Consider the following 16,133-nt stretch of genomic DNA (forward strand, 5'->3'; position numbering starts at 1 on the left):
AGCCGCTACGCGGTCCCGCCGAGACCGCAGGCGAACGCCAGCAGCGTGATACCAGGTACGGGCTCCCAGTCCCGCTCCGGTATCCGCGTGAAACCGATGCGCTCGTACACGCGGTGGGCGTTCTTGATGTGCGGCTGGGCGGAGAGCACCATGCGGGTCAGTCCCAGGGAGCGGGCGCGGTCCATGCAGGCGCGCACCAGCGCTTCGCCGATGCCGCGCCCGCGGCCGGCGGGGGCGACGGCCAGCATCCGGAATTCGCCTTCGTCCGGCCCGGATATCTCGGCGTACGGACTGCCGGGGGCGGCGAAGGTCACCGCCCCCAGCACCGTGCCGCCGGCGTCGACCGCCGTCAGCACCTCGGCGTGTGCCGCCCGGTGCGCGACGTCGCGCAGCTCGTTCGCGTACGGGTCGGCTTCCCCGAGCACCAGCAGTCCGTCCGCCGCGTAGGCCGCCACGAGGAGTTCGCCGATCCCCGCGAACTCCTCGTGCCGCGCGGGCCTGATCGTGATGTCCATGCGGCCAGTGTGCACCGGGGGACTGACAACGCTCCCGACGGCGCCCCTGGCGCCTCAGTGCCCCACCGGCACCCCCGCCGTGGCCGGCGGCAGGTCGACCCGGACGCCCTTGTCGCCCGCGTCCGCCGTGTAGTCCTCCGGGGACGTCTCGTCGACGCCGTCCGGGGCCTTGACCGCGCGCAGCACCACCGTCAGAACGACCGTGACCAGGACGTTCAGCACGAACGCGGTCAGGCCGATGTAGCCGATCTCCCCGATGCCGGGGATCTCCGCACTGGAGCCGCCGAAGTGCTTCTGCGTGGGGCTGGCCACCCCGTACGCCGCGAGTGTGCCGTAGACCATGCCCACCGCCCAGCCGGCCAGCAGCGCCCACCGGTGGAACCAGCGGGTGAACAGGCCGCCCACCAGGGCCGGCATGGTCTGGAGGATCCAGATGCCGCCCAGCAGCTGGAAGTTGATGGCCACCGTCTTGTCCATCGTCAGGACGAAGACCAGCGCACCGACCTTCACCAGCAGCGACACCAGCTTGGCGACTTTGTGCTCCTGCGCGGGCGTGGCGCCGGGCTTGAGGAAGTCCTTGTAGATGTTGCGGGTGAAGAGGTTCGCCGCGGCGATGGACATGATGGCCGCCGGCACCAGCGCGCCGATGCCGATCGCGGCGAACGCCACGCCCGTGAACCAGTCGGGGAACATGTCCTCGAACAGCTGCGGGATCGCCAGCTGCCCGTTCTGCACCGTGATCCCGGCCGCCACCGCCATGAAGCCGAGCAGCGCGAGCAGCCCCAGCATCAGGGAGTACAGCGGCAGGATGGTGGTGTTGCGGCGGATCACGTTGCGGCTGCGGGAGGACAGCGTCGCGGTGATCGAGTGCGGGTACATGAACAGCGCGAGCGCCGAGCCGAGGGCCAGGGTCGCGTACGACCACTGCGCTTTCGGCCCGCTGGCGAGTTCCCCGCGCGGTTTGCCGGTCGCCGGATTCTTCTGCGCGAAGGCGTCCTTCGCCACCGCGAAGATGTGGTCGAAGCCGCCCAGCTTGATCGGGATGTAGATGATCGCGACGGCGATGACCAGGTAGATCAGCCCGTCCTTGACGAACGCGATCAGCGCGGGCGCGCGCAGTCCGGAGCTGTAGGTGTACGCCGCCAGCACACCGAAGGCGATCAGCAGCGGCAGGTCCTTGACGAACCAGTTCGTGTCCTCGCCGCCGCCGACGCCCATCACGTCCAGCACCGCCTGGATGCCGACGAGTTGCAGCGCGATGTACGGCATCGTGGCGAGGATGCCGGTGAGCGCCACGGCCAGCGACAGGCTCTTGGACCCGAACCGGCCGCGCACGAAGTCCGAGGTGGTCACGTACCCGTGCTTGTGCGAGACCGACCACAGCCGGGGCAGGAGGGTGAAGATCAGCGGGTAGACGAGGATCGTGTACGGGACCGCGAAGAACCCGGCCGCGCCCGCCGCGTAGATCGCCGCCGGCACGGCGACGAAGGTGTACGCCGTGTACAGGTCGCCGCCCAGCAGGAACCAGGTCACCCAGGTGCCGAAGCTGCGCCCGCCCAGCCCCCACTCGTCGAGGTTGGCGGACTGCTCGGCCTTGCGCCAGCGTGCCGCCAGGAAGCCCATGACCGTCACGGCCACGAAGAAGAAGATGAAGACGGCGAGCGCGACGCCGTTCACGCCGTCCTTCACCGGGCCGCACCCCCCGTGCGCAGCCGCTGTTCACGCTGGACCAGTTTGTACGCGACGGTGGTCAGCGCGGTCGAGATCAGCACCCACAGCATCTGGTACCAGTAGAAGAACGGGATGCCGATGAACGTCGGCTCGACCTTGGCGTACGAGCTCACCCACAGCATCGCCACGAAGGGCGCGACCAGGCACAAGCCGGCGATCACGCGCGTGGGCGTGACGACCGGCGCGGCGCTGCCCGCTGGTGTTCCGGCTGATTCGGACGGCTCTGGCATGGCCGTGGCTCCGTTCCCTGGCGGTCCCATGGTGATCACGCGTGTAATGGGCAGGAAATCTAAGCCAGGAAAGTTGTACGCGTCACTACCTGTCCGCATATCGGTACGGCAACGACGTCCGCAGCCCGGCCGCAGAACGGGCCGCCTCAGCAGCAGCGGAAGCCGGAACGGGGGTCTCCCTCGCGCGCTGCGGCGCGCCGCCGCTCGAATTCCCGGCGGCTGGGGACCGGCGCGTCCGGCGTGTGCTGCCGGACATGTGCGACGTAGTGCTCGTACGCGCTCTCGCCGGTCAATTCCCGTACGTACCAGCGGATCCAGCGCAGCGCGCGCCGGGCCGCGCTCACGGCCCGCTCCGCTCCGCCGCCGCCAGCTCCGCCTTCTCCTCCTTGGAGGCCACCAGCCCGGCGGGCGCGACGATCGCCGACTCCACGTACGGGGCCTCGCTGAGCCGGGTCGCGGCCGGGTTCCGCAGGTGGCGTACGCACACCCGGGCCGCGTCCGCGATCACCACGACGATCAGCAGGGCGAGGACCGCCGACAGCACGCCGTCCACCGTGGAGTTGGTGACAACCGTGTGCATGTCGCTCATGTTCTTGGCGGGCGGCAGCACCTTCCCGGCGTCGATGGCGTCCTGGTAGACCGAACGCTGGGTGAAGAAACCGACCTTGGGGTCACCGGAGAAGACCTTCTGCCAGCTCGCGGTGAGGGTGACGGTGGCGTCCCAGATGAGCGGAACTCCCGTGATCCAGGCCCACTTCAGACGCCCGGACTTGACCAGCAGGGTCGTGCAGACGGTCAGCGCGACCGCCGCCAGCAGCTGGTTGGCGATCCCGAAGACCGGGAAAAGCTGGTTGATGCCGCCGAGCGGCTCGTGCACGCCGACCCACAGGAAGTAGCCCCACAGCGCGACCACGGCCGCGCTGCACAGCACCAGTCCCGGCTTCCAACTCACCCTGCGGAACGGCTTGTAGACGTTGCCCAGCATGTCCTGGAGCATGAAGCGGCCCACCCGGGTGCCCGCGTCGAGCGCCGTGAGGATGAACAGCGCCTCGAACATGATGGCGAAGTGGTACCAGAACGCCTTCATCCCGGCGCCGCCGAAGACCTGCGAGAAGATGTCCGCGACCCCGACGGCGAGGGTGGGCGCGCCGCCCGTACGGGACAGCAGGGTGTGCTCCTCCACCGCCTTGGCCGCGGCCGCCAACTGGTCGGGGGAGATGCTGTATCCGAAGTGCGCGACGGCCTGCGAGGCCGACTGGACGGTGTCGCCGATGACGCCGGCCGGCGCGTTCATCGCGAAGTACAGCCCCGGGTCGATGATCGACGCCGCGACCAGCGCCATCACCGCGACGAACGACTCCATGAGCATCGAGCCGTAGCCGATCATGCGGATCTGGGTCTCCTTCTGCACCATCTTGGGCGTGGTGCCGGAGGAGATCAGGGCGTGGAAGCCGGAGAGCGCGCCGCAGGCGATGGTGATGAAGACGAACGGGAAGAGCGAGCCGGCGAAGACCGGGCCGTCACCGCGCCCGGCGAAGTCCGTGACCGCGTCCATCTTCAGGTTCGGCAGCGTGACCAGGACGCCGACCGCCAGCAGCCCGATCGTGCCGATCTTCATGAAGGTGGAGAGGTAGTCGCGGGGCGCCAGCAGCGTCCACACCGGCAGCACGGAGGCGATGAACCCGTACGCCACCAGCCAGACGACCAGCGTCCCCGGCTCCAGCGTGAAGGTGTCGGCCCAGGACGAGTCGGCGACCCAGCGGCCCGCGACCAGCGCGAGCAGCAGCAGCGCGACCCCGATCAGGGAGACCTCGGTGACCCGGCCGGGGCGCAGCACCCGCAGGTAGAAGCCCATCAGCAGGGCGATCGGGATCGTCATGCCGATGGAGAAGGTGCCCCAGGGGGACTGCGCCAGCGCGTTGACGATGATCAGTGCCAGCACGCCGAGCAGGATGATCATGATGGCGAAGGCGGCGAGCAGCGCCGCGGCCCCGCCCAGCACGCCGATCTCCTCGCGCGCCATCTGCCCCAGCGACCGGCCGTCGCGCCGGGTGGAGAAGAACAGGACGACCATGTCCTGCACGGCGCCCGCGAAGACGACGCCGACGATGATCCAGATGGTGCCGGGGAGATAGCCCATCTGGGCGGCGAGCACCGGCCCGACCAGCGGTCCGGCGCCCGCGATGGCCGCGAAGTGGTGGCCGAGCAGCACCCGGCGGTCGGTGGGGTGGAAGTCCACGCCGTCGTTGAGGCGTTCGGCGGGGGTGGCCCGGGACTTGTCGAAGCGCAGCACCCGGGTGGCGATGAAGCGCGCGTAGAAGCGGTAGCCGATGGCGTACGAGCCGAGCGCGGCGGCGACCATCCAGGCGGCCGAGACCTCCTCGCCGCGGGACAGCGCGAGCAGCGTCCAGCCGGCGGCGCCGACCAGCGCCACGGCCGTCCACACGGCGATCTTCCGGGGGCTGGCGGCGGTTCGTGGCTGGCCTGCTGGGCGCACCGGTACGTCCTCCCGTCGACGCGACGACGGAAGGACCGTAGAGGCAGGAGGGTGGATCGCGCCATACCCCCGCAAGGTGCGGCGGGACGCCGGTACGGCCGCCCCGCCGCCGGGCGGTCAGTCCGCCGGGCGCCGCAGCCGGGCCACGAACTTGTAGCGGTCGCCGCGGTAGACCGAGCGCACCCACTCCACCGGGGCGCCCTCGGCGTCGAGCGAGTGCCGGGAGAGCATCAGCATCGGCAGGCCCACGTCCGTACCGAGCAGTCCGGCCTCGCGCGGGGTGGCCAGCGACGTCTCGATGGTCTCCTCGGCCTCCGCCGGGCGCACGTCGTAGACCTCGGAGAGCGCCGTGTAGAGCGAGGTGTACTTCACGAGGTTGCGGCGCAGCGCGGGGAAGCGCTTGGCGGACAAATGGGTGGTCTCGATGGCCATCGGCTCGCCGCTGGCCAGCCGCAGCCGCTCGATGCGCAGCACCCGGCCGCCGGCCGCGATGTCCAGCAGCCCGGCCAGCCGGTCGTCGGCCGTCACGTAGCCGATGTCCAGCAGCTGGGACGCGGGCTCCAGGCCCTGGGCCCGCATGTCCTCGGTGTAGGAGGTCAGTTGCAGGGCCTGCGAGACCTTGGGCTTGGCGACGAACGTACCCTTGCCCTGGATGCGCTCCAGCCGGCCTTCGACGACCAGTTCCTGGAGGGCCTGGCGCACGGTCGTGCGGGAGGTGTCGAACTCCGCGGCCAGGGTCCGCTCGGGCGGGACCGGAGTGCCCGGCGGGAGCGTTTCGGTGATCTCCAGCAAGTGGCGCTTGAGGCGGTAGTACTTCGGTACGCGGGCGGTGCGTGCGCCGCCGCCGTTGTCCGCACTGCCCCCGTCGGTCTCCATGACCCGCCTCTCCGACTCCTGTCGCGCTGCCGTCACCGGCTCCTCCGTACGTAGCGGCTCACATCGTGGCACGGGTGGGGTCCCGATGCTCCCTTGCTGGTCCGTGCCCGCTCGCGGGGCCCGACGCCAACGTAGCGTCTGCCGCGCGGGCGGACGCCGCTACCGCGGCGGCAGCCCCCAGATGTCGGTCCGGTAACGGACCTGACAGCGACTCTTATACACCCTTGACACCCCAAAAGGTCTAGGCCAAGCTGCGGGCACTGGTCTAAACCATTAAAGACCACCGGCCAGCCTTTAGGGGAGAGCGCAATGAAGCGTGGACTCATAGCGGCGACGGCAGTCGCGGGAATGTTGGTGAGTGTCGCTGCCTGTGGGTCCAGCGGCAGCGGGTCGGCGGGCGCCGACGGCTTCAAGGGCAAGAAGCTCGTCGTCTGGGTGATGGACGGCTCCAACCCGGCGCAGTGGACCAAGCAGGTCACCGAGGACTTCAAGGCCAAGACCGGCGCCACGGTCGAGTTCCGGGTCCAGCAGTGGAACGGCATCCAGCAGAAGCTGACCACCGCCCTGTCCGAGGACAGCCCGCCGGACGTCGTCGAGATCGGCAACACCCAGACCGCCGCGTACGCCAAGGCCGGCGCGCTCGCGGAGCTGGGCGACCTGAAGAAGGAGATCGGCAAGGACTGGAACGACTCCTTCAACAAGGCCTCCCTCGTCGACGGCAAGCAGTACGCGCTCCCCTGGTACGCCGGCAACCGCGTGGTGATGTACAACAAGAAGATCTGGGCCCAGGCGGGCATCAAGGAACTGCCCAAGACCCGCTCGGAACTCTTCAAGGCGTTCGACACCATCAAGCAGAAGACCGACGCCGAGCCGCTCTACCTGCCCGGCCAGAACTGGTACTTCTTCGACGGCCTGACCATCGGGACCGGCGCCGACCTGGTGAAGAAGGAAGGCGGCAAGTGGGTCTCCAACCTCGGTGACCCCAAGGTCTCCAAGGCCATGGACATCTACAAGCAGTACCAGGCCTTCAGCACCGCCCCGAAGAACAAGGACGAGGCCACCCCGCAGCAGGCGGAGATCTTCTCCAAGGGCAAGACCGGCGCCATCATCGCCATGGGTTACGAGGGCCCCACCGCCGTCAAGGCCAACCCGGCCATCAAGGACGACATCGGCTTCTTCCCCATCCCGGGTGAGACCGCCGACAAGCCCGAGGGCGTCTTCCTCGGCGGCTCCAACTTCGCCGTCGCCGGTGGCAGCCGGAACCAGGAGCTCGCCAAGGAGTTCCTGAAGGTCGCGCTGTCCAAGAAGAACGACGGGCAGATGGTCAAGGAGGTCGGCTGGAGCCCGAAGTCCCCCGACCTCGCGGACGCCGCCAAGGGCAACCCGGCCGCCGCGGCCGCCGCGCCCGGCGCCGCCAAGTCCAGCGGCACCACGCCGCTGATCCCCGAGTGGGCCCAGGTCGAGAACACCCCGAACCCGATCAAGAACTACATGACCGCGGTTCTCAACGGCAAGGCCCCGGCGGACGCCGCCAAGGACGTCGAGGGCGAGATCAACAAGCGGCTGTCGCAGAAGCAGTGACGCGCGGCCACCAGTGACCGCGGTCCCCGCGGCGGCGCCGACCGCGGGGACCGCCTTCTACAGGTTCCGTACGGGAGCCGGCCGTCCCGGCCCCCGTACGGAACCGCCAGCACGAGCACGACCGGGTGATGGGGAGAAGCGGGACATGTCAGTGCAGATCGAGGACGCGGTGCAGAATTCCGCGCCACGGATCGGCAAGGGCGGCGCCCCGCCGCCCGGACGCCGCCGCGGGACCGGCCGGGCCGCCGGGAAGGCCCCCTACCTGCTGCTGATTCCGGCCCTGGCCGCCACCGCGGTCTTCCTGGGCTGGCCCATGGTGCGGAACCTGATCCTCTCGTTCCAGAACCTGAACATGAAGCAGCTGATCCAGCGCCTCACCGAGTGGCGCGGATTCGGCAACTACCAGGACATCCTGGGCGGCGAGCAGTTCTGGCGGGTCACCGCCCGCACCATCATCTTCACCGCCGTCAACGTCACCCTGATCATGGTGCTGGGGGTGCTGATCGGCCTGCTGCTCGCCCGGCTCGGCAAGAAGATGCGCCTCGTGCTGTCCGTCGCGCTGGTGCTGACCTGGGCGATGCCCGTCATCGCCGCCACCACCGTCTTCCAGTGGCTGTTCGACTCCCGCTACGGCATCGTCAACTGGGTCCTGGACAAGCTGGGCTGGCACTCGATGGCCCACTACGACTGGGTCGGCAGCCAGCTGTCCACCTTCTTCGTCATCACCGTACTGATCGTCTGGCAGTCGCTGCCGTTCGTGGCGCTGAACCTCTACGCCGCGACCACGACCATCCCCAAGGAGCTGTACGAGGCGGCCCGGATGGACGGCGCCGGCACCTGGAAGGTCTTCACCAGCGTCACCTTCCCGTTCCTCAAGCCGTTCTTCCTGGCGACCACGTTCCTGGAGATCATCTGGGTCTTCAAGGCGTTCCCGCAGATCTTCGCGATCAACGAGGGCGGCCCGGACCGGCTCACCGAGACCCTGCCGATCTACGCCTTCACCGAGGGCGTCGGCAACCTCCACTTCGGCATGGGCGCGGCCATCTCGCTGCTGACGATCGTCGTGCTGCTCGCCATGACCGCGTACTACCTGCGACTGACCCTGAAGCAAGAGGAGGACGAGCTGTGAAGCGCTCCCTGCTCGGCCGCATCTGGCCCAACGCGACGGCGCTCGTGCTCGCCCTCGGATTCGTCTTCCCCGTGTACTGGATGTTCACCACGGCCTTCAAGCCGAACGGCGACATCATCACCGAGGACCCGGTGTGGTTCCCGCTGCACGGCACCTTCGAGCACTTCTCGACGGCCGTCAACGCGCCGAACTTCTGGACCCTGGCGGGCAACTCCGTCACCGTCACCGTGCTGGCGGTCGGCCTCTCGCTGCTGATCGCCCTGTGCGGGTCCTTCGCCATCGCCCGGATGCGCTTCAAGGGCCGCAAGGGCATCGTCCTGACCTTCATGATCGCCCAGATGGCGCCCTGGGAGGTCCTGGTCATCTCGGTCTACATGATCGTGCGCGACGCCGACATGCTCAACAACCTGGTGCCGCTGACCTTCTTCTACATGCTGATGGTGCTGCCCTTCACCCTCCTGACGCTGCGCGGCTACGTCGCCGCCGTACCCAAGGAGCTGGAGGAGTCCGCGATGGTGGACGGCTGCACCCGCCGCCAGGCGTTCGTGAAGATCATCTTCCCGCTGCTGGCGCCCGGACTGATGGCCACCTCGCTGTTCGGCTTCATCACCGCGTGGAACGAATTCCCGCTGGTGCTGGTTCTCAACAAGGAGCCGGACAAGGGCACGCTGCCGCTGTGGCTCTCGCAGTTCCAGAGCCAGTTCGGCGACGACTGGGGCGCCACGATGGCCGCCGCCTCGATCTTCGCCCTGCCGATCCTCGTCCTGTTCCTGTTCCTGCAACGCAAGGCGGTCGGCGGACTGACCGCCGGCGCAGTGAAGGGATGACGCGCGCCATGACGACCCTCGTGCACCCGGCCGACACCCTGACCCGCGACGCGCTCACCGTCCTCCAGCCCGGCTTCACCGGCACCTCGGCGCCCGACTGGCTGCTGCGCCGGCTCGGCGAGGGACTGGCCTCCGTCGGCCTGTTCGGCCGCAACATCGCCTCGCCGGACCAGCTCGCCGCGCTCACCGCCGAACTGCGGGCCGAGCGCGAGGACCTCCTCGTCGCCATCGACGAGGAGGGCGGCGACGTCACCCGTCTGGAAGTGCGCGGCGGCTCGTCCTTCCCCGGCAACCTCGCCCTCGGCGCGGTCGACGACACCGGCCTCACCCGCGACGTGGCCCGGGAACTGGGCCGCCGGCTGGCCGAGTGCGGCGTCAACCTGAACTGGGCGCCGTCCGCCGACGTCAACTCCAACCCGTCCAACCCGGTCATCGGCGTACGGTCCTTCGGCGCCGACCCGCAGCTGGTCGCCCGGCACACCGCCGCGTACGTCGAAGGGCTCCAGTCCGCCGGCGTCGCGGCCTGCGCCAAGCACTTCCCCGGGCACGGCGACACCGCCGTGGACTCCCACCACGACCTGCCGCGCATCGCCGCCGACCTGCGCACCCTCCAGGAACGCGAGCTGGTGCCCTTCCGGGCCGCGATCACCGCCGGCACCAAGGCCGTGATGAGCGCGCACATCCTGCTCCCGGCCCTGGACGGCACACTGCCCGCCACGCTGAGCCGCGACGTGCTCACCGGGCTGCTGCGCGCCCCCGTCGCCGAGGGCGGCCTGGGCTTCGACGGGCTGATCGTCACCGACGGCATGGAGATGCGGGCCATCTCGGCGACGTACGGCATCGAACGGGGCAGCGTGCTGGCCATCGCCGCCGGTGCCGACGCCATCTGCGTCGGCGGGGGACTGGCCGACGAAGCCACCGTGCTGCGGCTGCGCGACGCCCTGGTGAGGGCGGTACGTGACGGCGAGCTGTCGGAGAAGCGGCTCGCCGACGCCGCGGCGCGGGTCCGCGCCCTGGCGCGGTGGACCCGGAGTGCGGGCGCGGCACAGGGGACCCTCTCTGGGGAGCGAGGGGTCGCGCCCGCACCCGAGGCCGGGCTCGTGGCGGCCCGCCGCGCGCTGCGGGTGACCCGCAACGGCGCGTACGAACCGCTGCGCGCGCCCGCGTACGTCGCGGCCTTCACGCCCGTCGCGAATATCGCCGTGGGCGATGAGACGCCGTGGGGGGTGGCCGCGGAACTGGCCCGGCTGCTGCCCGGGACGGAGACGGGGGCGTACGGGGGCGGGGCCGGGACCGGGGGCGGGGCTGCTGGGGCCGCCGGGGCCGCTGGGGCTGGGACCGCTGGGGGCGGGGTCGCCGAGGCTGGGGGCGCGGGAGCCGGGGGCCCGGTGTCCGGGGGCGCCGGGGGCGTCCCGGATGTGTCCGGGCAGATCGCGGAGGTGCTGCGGGCGGCGGGGGAGCGGCGGATCGTCGCCGTCGTCCGCGACGCGCACCGGCACGCGTGGATGGCGGGCGCGCTGGACGCGCTGCTCGACGCCCGCCCCGACACGATCGTCGTCGAGATGGGCCTCCCGCAGGCGCCCCCGCGCGGGGCCCTGCACATCGCCACCCACGGCGCGGCCCGCGTCTGCGGACGCGCTGCCGCGGAGGTCATCGCAGGTGGATGAACCCCCGCCGGGCCACGGAAGGGGAGCCGTGGGCCCGGCGGGACACACGACCCGGGTGGGCACCTTGGGGGGTGCCCACCCGGGTCGCGTGGGGGTGGCCCGGTTGTACGGGGGGCCGGGGCGTACGGAGTGGCTCGGCCGGATCGCCTGGCCCTTACAGCCCCTGCCACTCCGGCTTGGCGGCGTACGTGGCGCGGAAGTAGTCGGCCAGCTTGAGCTTGGACGCGGCGGCCTCGTCGACGACGACCGTGGCGTGCGGGTGCAGCTGGAGCGCGGAGGCCGGCACCAGCGCCGAGACCGGGCCCTCGACGGACTGCGCCACGGCGTCCGCCTTGCCCTCGCCGGTGGCCAGCAGCACCAGGTGGCGGGCCTCCAGGATGGTCCCGATGCCCTGGGTGATGACGTGGTGGGGCACCTCGTCCAGGCTGTCGAAGAACCGGGCGTTGTCCTCCCGGGTCTGCTGCGTCAGCGTCTTGATCCGGGTACGGGACGCGAGCGAGGAGCACGGCTCGTTGAAGCCGATGTGCCCGTCGGTACCGATGCCCAGCAGCTGGAGGTCCACACCGCCGGCCTCGCTCAGCGCACGGTCGTACGCCTCGCAGGCCGCCTGCACGTCCTCGGCCGTGCCATCGGGCCCCATGAACGCGTCCTCGCCGAGCCCCAGCGGCTCGACGACCTCGCGGAGCACCACGGACCGGTACGACTCGGGGTGCCCGGCGGGCAGCCCCACGTACTCGTCGAGCTGGCAGATGCGGGTACGCGAGACATCCACGTCACCACCGCGGACCTTGCGCGCCAGCGCATCGTAGACGGGCAGCGGAGTCGAGCCGGTGGCCACACCCAACAGCGCCGCGGGCTTGCGGCGCACCAGGGCGGCGATGGCCTCCGCGATCAGCTCGCCGCCTGCCTTGGCGTCCGGGACGATGACAACTTCCACGCTGTGCCTGCCGATCTGGAGAGTGGACGTGTGGTATAGACCAATCTACCAGAGCGCACCCGGCCACCCTGGTGACATCCGGCGACCCCGGGCTTAACAGGCGGCGAACGCGGGGCACAGTGAGGACGGGTGCGGTCCGCAGGGCGGGTTCCGCGGTCCGGGGCCGAACGCCCGACCCCACACCACGGAACCCGCCCCGCGGCATTGCCCGGTGCCGGGCGTCCGCGAACCGCCGCAGCACCGGAACACGGCGCGGCCGGCACGCCACCGCAGCCGCAGGTGCTGCACCACCACCCGGCGGGTACCCAGGGACGCACACCCACCGGGAGGCGCCCACATGCCGGACAAGCCGAACCACTCAGCAAACGGCACACCCGCGCCGGGACCCGCGCCCGCTCCGGGCCCCGCGCCTGCGCCAGGGGTCGTGCCGGCTCCGGGTCCCGCGCCTGCGCCAGGGGTCGTGCCAGCTCCGGGCCCCGCGCCTGCGCCAGGGGTCGTGCCCGCTCCGGGCCCCGCGCCTGCGCCGGGGGCCGCGCCTGCGCCGGGGGGTGCGGCCGCAGCGGAAGGGGCGGCGTCGGGTCAGGGACCGGCGTCGGGTGAGGGTCTGGCGTCGGCTGAGGGCTCGGCGTTGGGTCAGGCCCCGGCGTCGGCTGAGGGTCCGGCGTCGGCTGTGAGTGCGGCCGGGGACGAGGCTCCGGCACCCGCGAAGGACGTGCTCGCACCGGAGGGCCGGGCGGCGCCGGATGGTCTATCGCCGGCGACGGGTACGGCCGCGACCGGGGACCCGACGACGGCGCACAGCGCGCCAGGGCAGGGCGCACCGAAGCAGAACACGCCAAGGCACGGCGGGCCCGGGCAGGGCACGCCCGGGCAGGAGCCGCCAAGACTGGGCGCGCCCGGGCAAGAGACACCACCGGGGCGGGACTCGCCCGGGCAGGAGCCGCCAAGACTGGGCGCGCCCGGGCAAGGGACGCCAGGGCGGGACTTGCCTGGGCAGGACGCGCCAGGGCAGGACCTGCCCTGGCGTGAGTCGCCCGGGCCCATGACGCCCGGGCAGGAGCCGCCATGGCGGAACTTGCCCGGGCAGGGCGCGTCAGTGCAGGACCTGCCCAGGCGAGACTCGCCCGGGCAGAGCGCGCCGCGGCAGGACTCACCAAAGCAGGACTCGCCAGAGCCGGGCGCACCAGAGCAAGACCCGCCAGAGCAAGACCCGCCAAGGCAGGACTCGCCCGGGCAGCGCGCCTCAGCGCAGCGCGAGGCGGCGGGGCGCGCGTCTTCGGCAGCGGGGGGCGCCGTGGTGGGAAGCGGGGGCCAGGGGCGGCCGGGGCGGTTCATGGCTGCGGAAATGGCGGAGCAGCCTGGCGTGCTGCGTCGTCTCCTTGCCGAGGGCGCCCCACGTATCCGTGCGGTCGCCGAGCAGGTCGCCGCCCGCGGTCCCCGGTTCGTCCTCCTCACCGCGCGCGGTACGTCGGACAACGCGGCCCTGTACGCCAAGTACCTCTGCGAAATCCGCCTCGGCAAGCCCTGCGGCCTCACCTCCATGTCCACGACCACCGCCTACGGAGCCCGGCCCGACCTCCGTGACTGCCTCGTCGTCACGGTCAGCCAGTCCGGCGGCTCACCCGATCTCGCCGCGTCCACCAGGGCCGCCCGTGAAGCCGGTGCGATCACGCTCGCGGTGACCAACAACGCGGGGTCGGCGCTCGCCGAGATCAGCGAGTTCCACATCGACGTGCTGGCCGGGCCGGAGCGCGCCCTGCCCGCCACGAAGACGTACACGGCCGAACTCCTCGCCCTCTACCTCTTCGTCGAGGGGCTGCGAGACTGCTGGGCCCGGCCGGGCCCGCGCGCCGCGGGGAACCTGGCGGCGAAGGCGCTGCCGGACCTCGCCGAGGCCGTCCTCGCCCGCCATGACGAGGTCAAGGCCCTCGCCGCGCGCTACCGGTTCGCGGAACGCATGGTGCTCACCTCCCGTGGTTACGGCTATCCGACGGCCAAGGAAGCCGCGCTGAAGCTCATGGAAACCAGCTACATTCCCGCGCTCTCCTACTCCGGCGCGGACCTGCTGCACGGCCCGCTCGCCATGGTCGACAACATCTCCCCGGTGATCGCGATCGTCACCGACGGCGCGGGCGGGACGGCCCTTCGGCCGGTGCTGGAGCGGTTGTGTGATCGGGGCGCGGATCTGGTGGTCATCGGCAGTCACGCCGAGGTGGGCCGGGCGGCGGCCGGCTTCGCGCTGCCGACGGACGGCGTGGCCGAGGAGCTTCAGCCCATCCTGGAAATCCTTCCTCTTCAGAGGCTCGCCTACGAGGTCACGCTCGCGCGGGGACAGGACCCGGACGCCCCGCGCTCCCTCGCCAAGGTCACCGAAACCCACTGACCCGACCCTCCCCCCGGCCCCCTGCCCCCCCGGCCCCCCGGCCCCCCGGCTCCCGCTCCCACATACCCGGCCGCCCCAGGCGGTCAGAGCAAGGCGCCCCCGGTTGCGTCGAGCCACTGGCCGGTGATCCAGCGGCTGTCGTCGGAGGCCAGGAAGGCGACGATGTCGCTGATGTCGCGGGGCTCGCCGACGCGGCCCAGGGGGGATATTTCGGAGGAGGTCCGCCACGCTTCGGGGTTGTCGCGGAGCCAGCCCGCGTTCATGTCGGTGTCGACCACGCCCGGGGCGACCGCGTTGACGGTGATGCCGCGAGGGCCCAGGTCCTTGGCGAGGGTCGAGGTGAAGACATCGAGGGCGCCCTTGGTCATCGCGTAGGCGATCAGATCGGGCATGGCGACGCCGTGGGTGAGGCCCGTGGAGACGTTGATGATGCGGCCGCCGTCGCGCAGCCGCTCCAGGCCCAGCCGGGTGAGGAAGAACGGGGCCTTCGTGTTGACCGCGAAGAGGTGGTCGAAGTCTTCCTCCGTCGCTCGGGCGAGCGGTTCGCGCCGGCCGCTCGTGCCGGCGTTGTTCACCAGGATGTCCAGCCCGTCGGCGTGGGCGTCGAACGCGGACCACAGGGCCGCCGCGTCGCCCGGAACACCCAGCTCGGCCTGTACGGCGAAGGCCCGGCCGCCGGCTTCCTCGATCGCCGTCACCGTGTCCTTCGCGGCGGCCTCGTCGCGTCCGTAATGCACCGCGACCCGTGCGCCGTCCCGCCCCAGCCGCTCGGCGATCGCCCGGCCGATGCCCCTGCTGCCGCCCGTGACCAGCGCCGTCCTGCCCGTGAGCACGCCCATGACCGCGCCCCCCTTTCTATATCGGTTGCTACAGAAATACGTTAGCAGGGTTTCCGTAGCGGGCGCTATAGAATTGGGGAATGGCGACGAAACAGCGTGCACAGCGCGGGCGGCCCCGGTCCTTCGACCGGGAGACGGCCCTGGAGCAGGCGATGCGGGCCTTCTGGGAGCACGGCTACGAGGCGGTCTCCATCGCCGACCTGACCGATGCCATGGGCATCAAGGCACCGAGCCTGTACGCGGCGTTCGGCGACAAGCGGACGCTCTTCGAGGAGGCGATCGAGGCGTACGTCCGGGATTTTGGTGTCTTCTCCGGTCGCGCCCTGGCCGAGGAGCCGACCGCCCGCCGGGCCGTGGCGCGGATGCTGCACGAGGCGGCAACCTTCCACACCATGCCGGGCTATCCGCGCGGCTGCATGGTCATCTCGGCCGCCACCAACTGCACGGCGCAGTCCGAGGACGTCATGCGCAGCCTCCAGGAGCGCCGCGCGCAGAACGTGGAGACGGTCGAGGAGCGGGTCCGGAGCGACATCGCGGCCGGTGAGCTGCCCGCCGGCACCGATGCGCACGCGCTCGCGACGTACAGCGCGGCCGTACTCCAGGGCATGTCCCAGCAGGCCAGGGACGGCGCGGACCGTACGACGCTGGAGCGGGTGGCGGAGCTGGCGATGGCCGCCTGGCCCACCGGGCGGAGCGACGGGGAAGAGGGGTAGGCGAGAGGCGCAGAGGGCTCACGGGGTTTTGGAACACCCGCGGGCCGCGGCGCCGGGACAGGACCCTCAACCTGTCCGGCACCGCAGCCCGGAGCTTCATCGGCCGGCCCGGCGGCGGAATGCGCCCCACGTGCGGCAGGAACACACACCCGCCCAGAGGCCGGTCGACCGGAGGCCGTCGCGCAGTCAGGGCAGAGAGCGCTCGGGC

Annotated in this window: 14 protein-coding genes; 6 read left to right on the plus strand and 8 right to left on the minus strand. The window is 71.2% G+C overall.

Annotation, left to right across the window (positions count from 1 at the left end; all coding sequences use genetic code 11):
- Positions 1-5: 5 nt before the first annotated feature.
- The 6 genes from ACH4FX_RS17500 to ACH4FX_RS17525 form a co-directional block, all read right to left on the minus strand.
- Positions 6-515, minus strand: a complete 510-nt coding sequence (locus ACH4FX_RS17500; RefSeq protein ID WP_398479760.1) for a GNAT family N-acetyltransferase — start codon at positions 513-515, stop codon at positions 6-8.
- Between the two features lie 54 nt (positions 516-569).
- Positions 570-2,204, minus strand: coding sequence for a monocarboxylate uptake permease MctP (mctP, locus tag ACH4FX_RS17505; protein ID WP_398479762.1), 1,635 nt, complete (start codon positions 2,202-2,204; stop codon positions 570-572).
- Complete coding sequence (locus tag ACH4FX_RS17510) at positions 2,201-2,476, minus strand: DUF3311 domain-containing protein (protein WP_398479764.1); 276 nt, start codon at positions 2,474-2,476, stop codon at positions 2,201-2,203. The genes mctP and ACH4FX_RS17510 overlap by 4 nt, the downstream gene beginning before the upstream one ends.
- A 146-nt stretch (positions 2,477-2,622) precedes the next feature.
- Entirely contained in the window at positions 2,623-2,820 is a 198-nt protein-coding gene (locus tag ACH4FX_RS17515; protein ID WP_398479766.1) for a CstA-like transporter-associated (seleno)protein, read from the minus strand.
- Positions 2,817-4,973 carry a carbon starvation CstA family protein gene (locus ACH4FX_RS17520; protein WP_398479768.1) on the minus strand — a complete coding sequence of 719 codons (2,157 nt, stop codon included), beginning with the start codon at positions 4,971-4,973 and terminating at the stop codon, positions 2,817-2,819. The genes ACH4FX_RS17515 and ACH4FX_RS17520 overlap by 4 nt, the downstream gene beginning before the upstream one ends.
- 117 nt (positions 4,974-5,090) lie before the next feature.
- Complete coding sequence (locus tag ACH4FX_RS17525) at positions 5,091-5,849, minus strand: GntR family transcriptional regulator (RefSeq protein WP_030587435.1); 759 nt, start codon at positions 5,847-5,849, stop codon at positions 5,091-5,093.
- 348 nt (positions 5,850-6,197) lie between these two features.
- On the opposite strand from ACH4FX_RS17525, the gene ACH4FX_RS17530 reads away from it, so the two are divergent.
- The 4 genes from ACH4FX_RS17530 (at position 6,198) to ACH4FX_RS17545 (ending at position 11,053) form a co-directional block, all read left to right on the plus strand.
- The gene (locus tag ACH4FX_RS17530) at positions 6,198-7,430 is read left to right on the plus strand and encodes an extracellular solute-binding protein (protein WP_398479990.1); all 1,233 of its coding nucleotides are present in this window, start codon (positions 6,198-6,200) and stop codon (positions 7,428-7,430) included.
- Between the two features lie 145 nt (positions 7,431-7,575).
- Entirely contained in the window at positions 7,576-8,559 is a 984-nt protein-coding gene (locus ACH4FX_RS17535; protein ID WP_398479770.1) for a carbohydrate ABC transporter permease, read from the plus strand.
- On the plus strand, positions 8,556-9,386 hold the full coding sequence (locus ACH4FX_RS17540) for a carbohydrate ABC transporter permease (RefSeq protein ID WP_398479772.1): 831 nt from the start codon (positions 8,556-8,558) through the stop codon (positions 9,384-9,386). The genes ACH4FX_RS17535 and ACH4FX_RS17540 overlap by 4 nt, the downstream gene beginning before the upstream one ends.
- Positions 9,387-9,394: 8 nt before the next feature.
- The gene (locus ACH4FX_RS17545) at positions 9,395-11,053 is read left to right on the plus strand and encodes a glycoside hydrolase family 3 protein (protein ID WP_398479774.1); all 1,659 of its coding nucleotides are present in this window, start codon (positions 9,395-9,397) and stop codon (positions 11,051-11,053) included.
- A gap of 154 nt (positions 11,054-11,207) precedes the next feature.
- Here ACH4FX_RS17545 and nagB read toward each other — a convergent pair whose 3' ends face one another.
- A complete protein-coding gene (gene nagB, locus ACH4FX_RS17550; protein WP_398479776.1) occupies positions 11,208-11,990 on the minus strand; it encodes a glucosamine-6-phosphate deaminase in 783 nt (260 codons plus the stop codon).
- A gap of 1,345 nt (positions 11,991-13,335) precedes the next feature.
- Between nagB and ACH4FX_RS17555 the strand changes: the two genes are divergently transcribed.
- On the plus strand, positions 13,336-14,373 hold the full coding sequence (locus tag ACH4FX_RS17555) for an SIS domain-containing protein (protein ID WP_398479778.1): 1,038 nt from the start codon (positions 13,336-13,338) through the stop codon (positions 14,371-14,373).
- Positions 14,374-14,456: 83 nt separating this feature from the next.
- Here the strand turns inward: ACH4FX_RS17555 and ACH4FX_RS17560 are convergent, their stop codons facing one another.
- Complete coding sequence (locus ACH4FX_RS17560) at positions 14,457-15,212, minus strand: glucose 1-dehydrogenase (protein WP_398479780.1); 756 nt, start codon at positions 15,210-15,212, stop codon at positions 14,457-14,459.
- Between the two features lie 80 nt (positions 15,213-15,292).
- Here ACH4FX_RS17560 and ACH4FX_RS17565 point away from each other — a divergent pair, with 80 nt between their 5' ends.
- Positions 15,293-15,925, plus strand: coding sequence for a TetR/AcrR family transcriptional regulator (locus tag ACH4FX_RS17565; RefSeq protein ID WP_398479782.1), 633 nt, complete (start codon positions 15,293-15,295; stop codon positions 15,923-15,925).
- Positions 15,926-16,133: the final 208 nt, after the last annotated feature.

The sequence above is a fragment of the Streptomyces sp. NPDC018019 genome (assembly GCF_044327805.1).
Classification (GTDB): domain Bacteria; phylum Actinomycetota; class Actinomycetes; order Streptomycetales; family Streptomycetaceae; genus Streptomyces.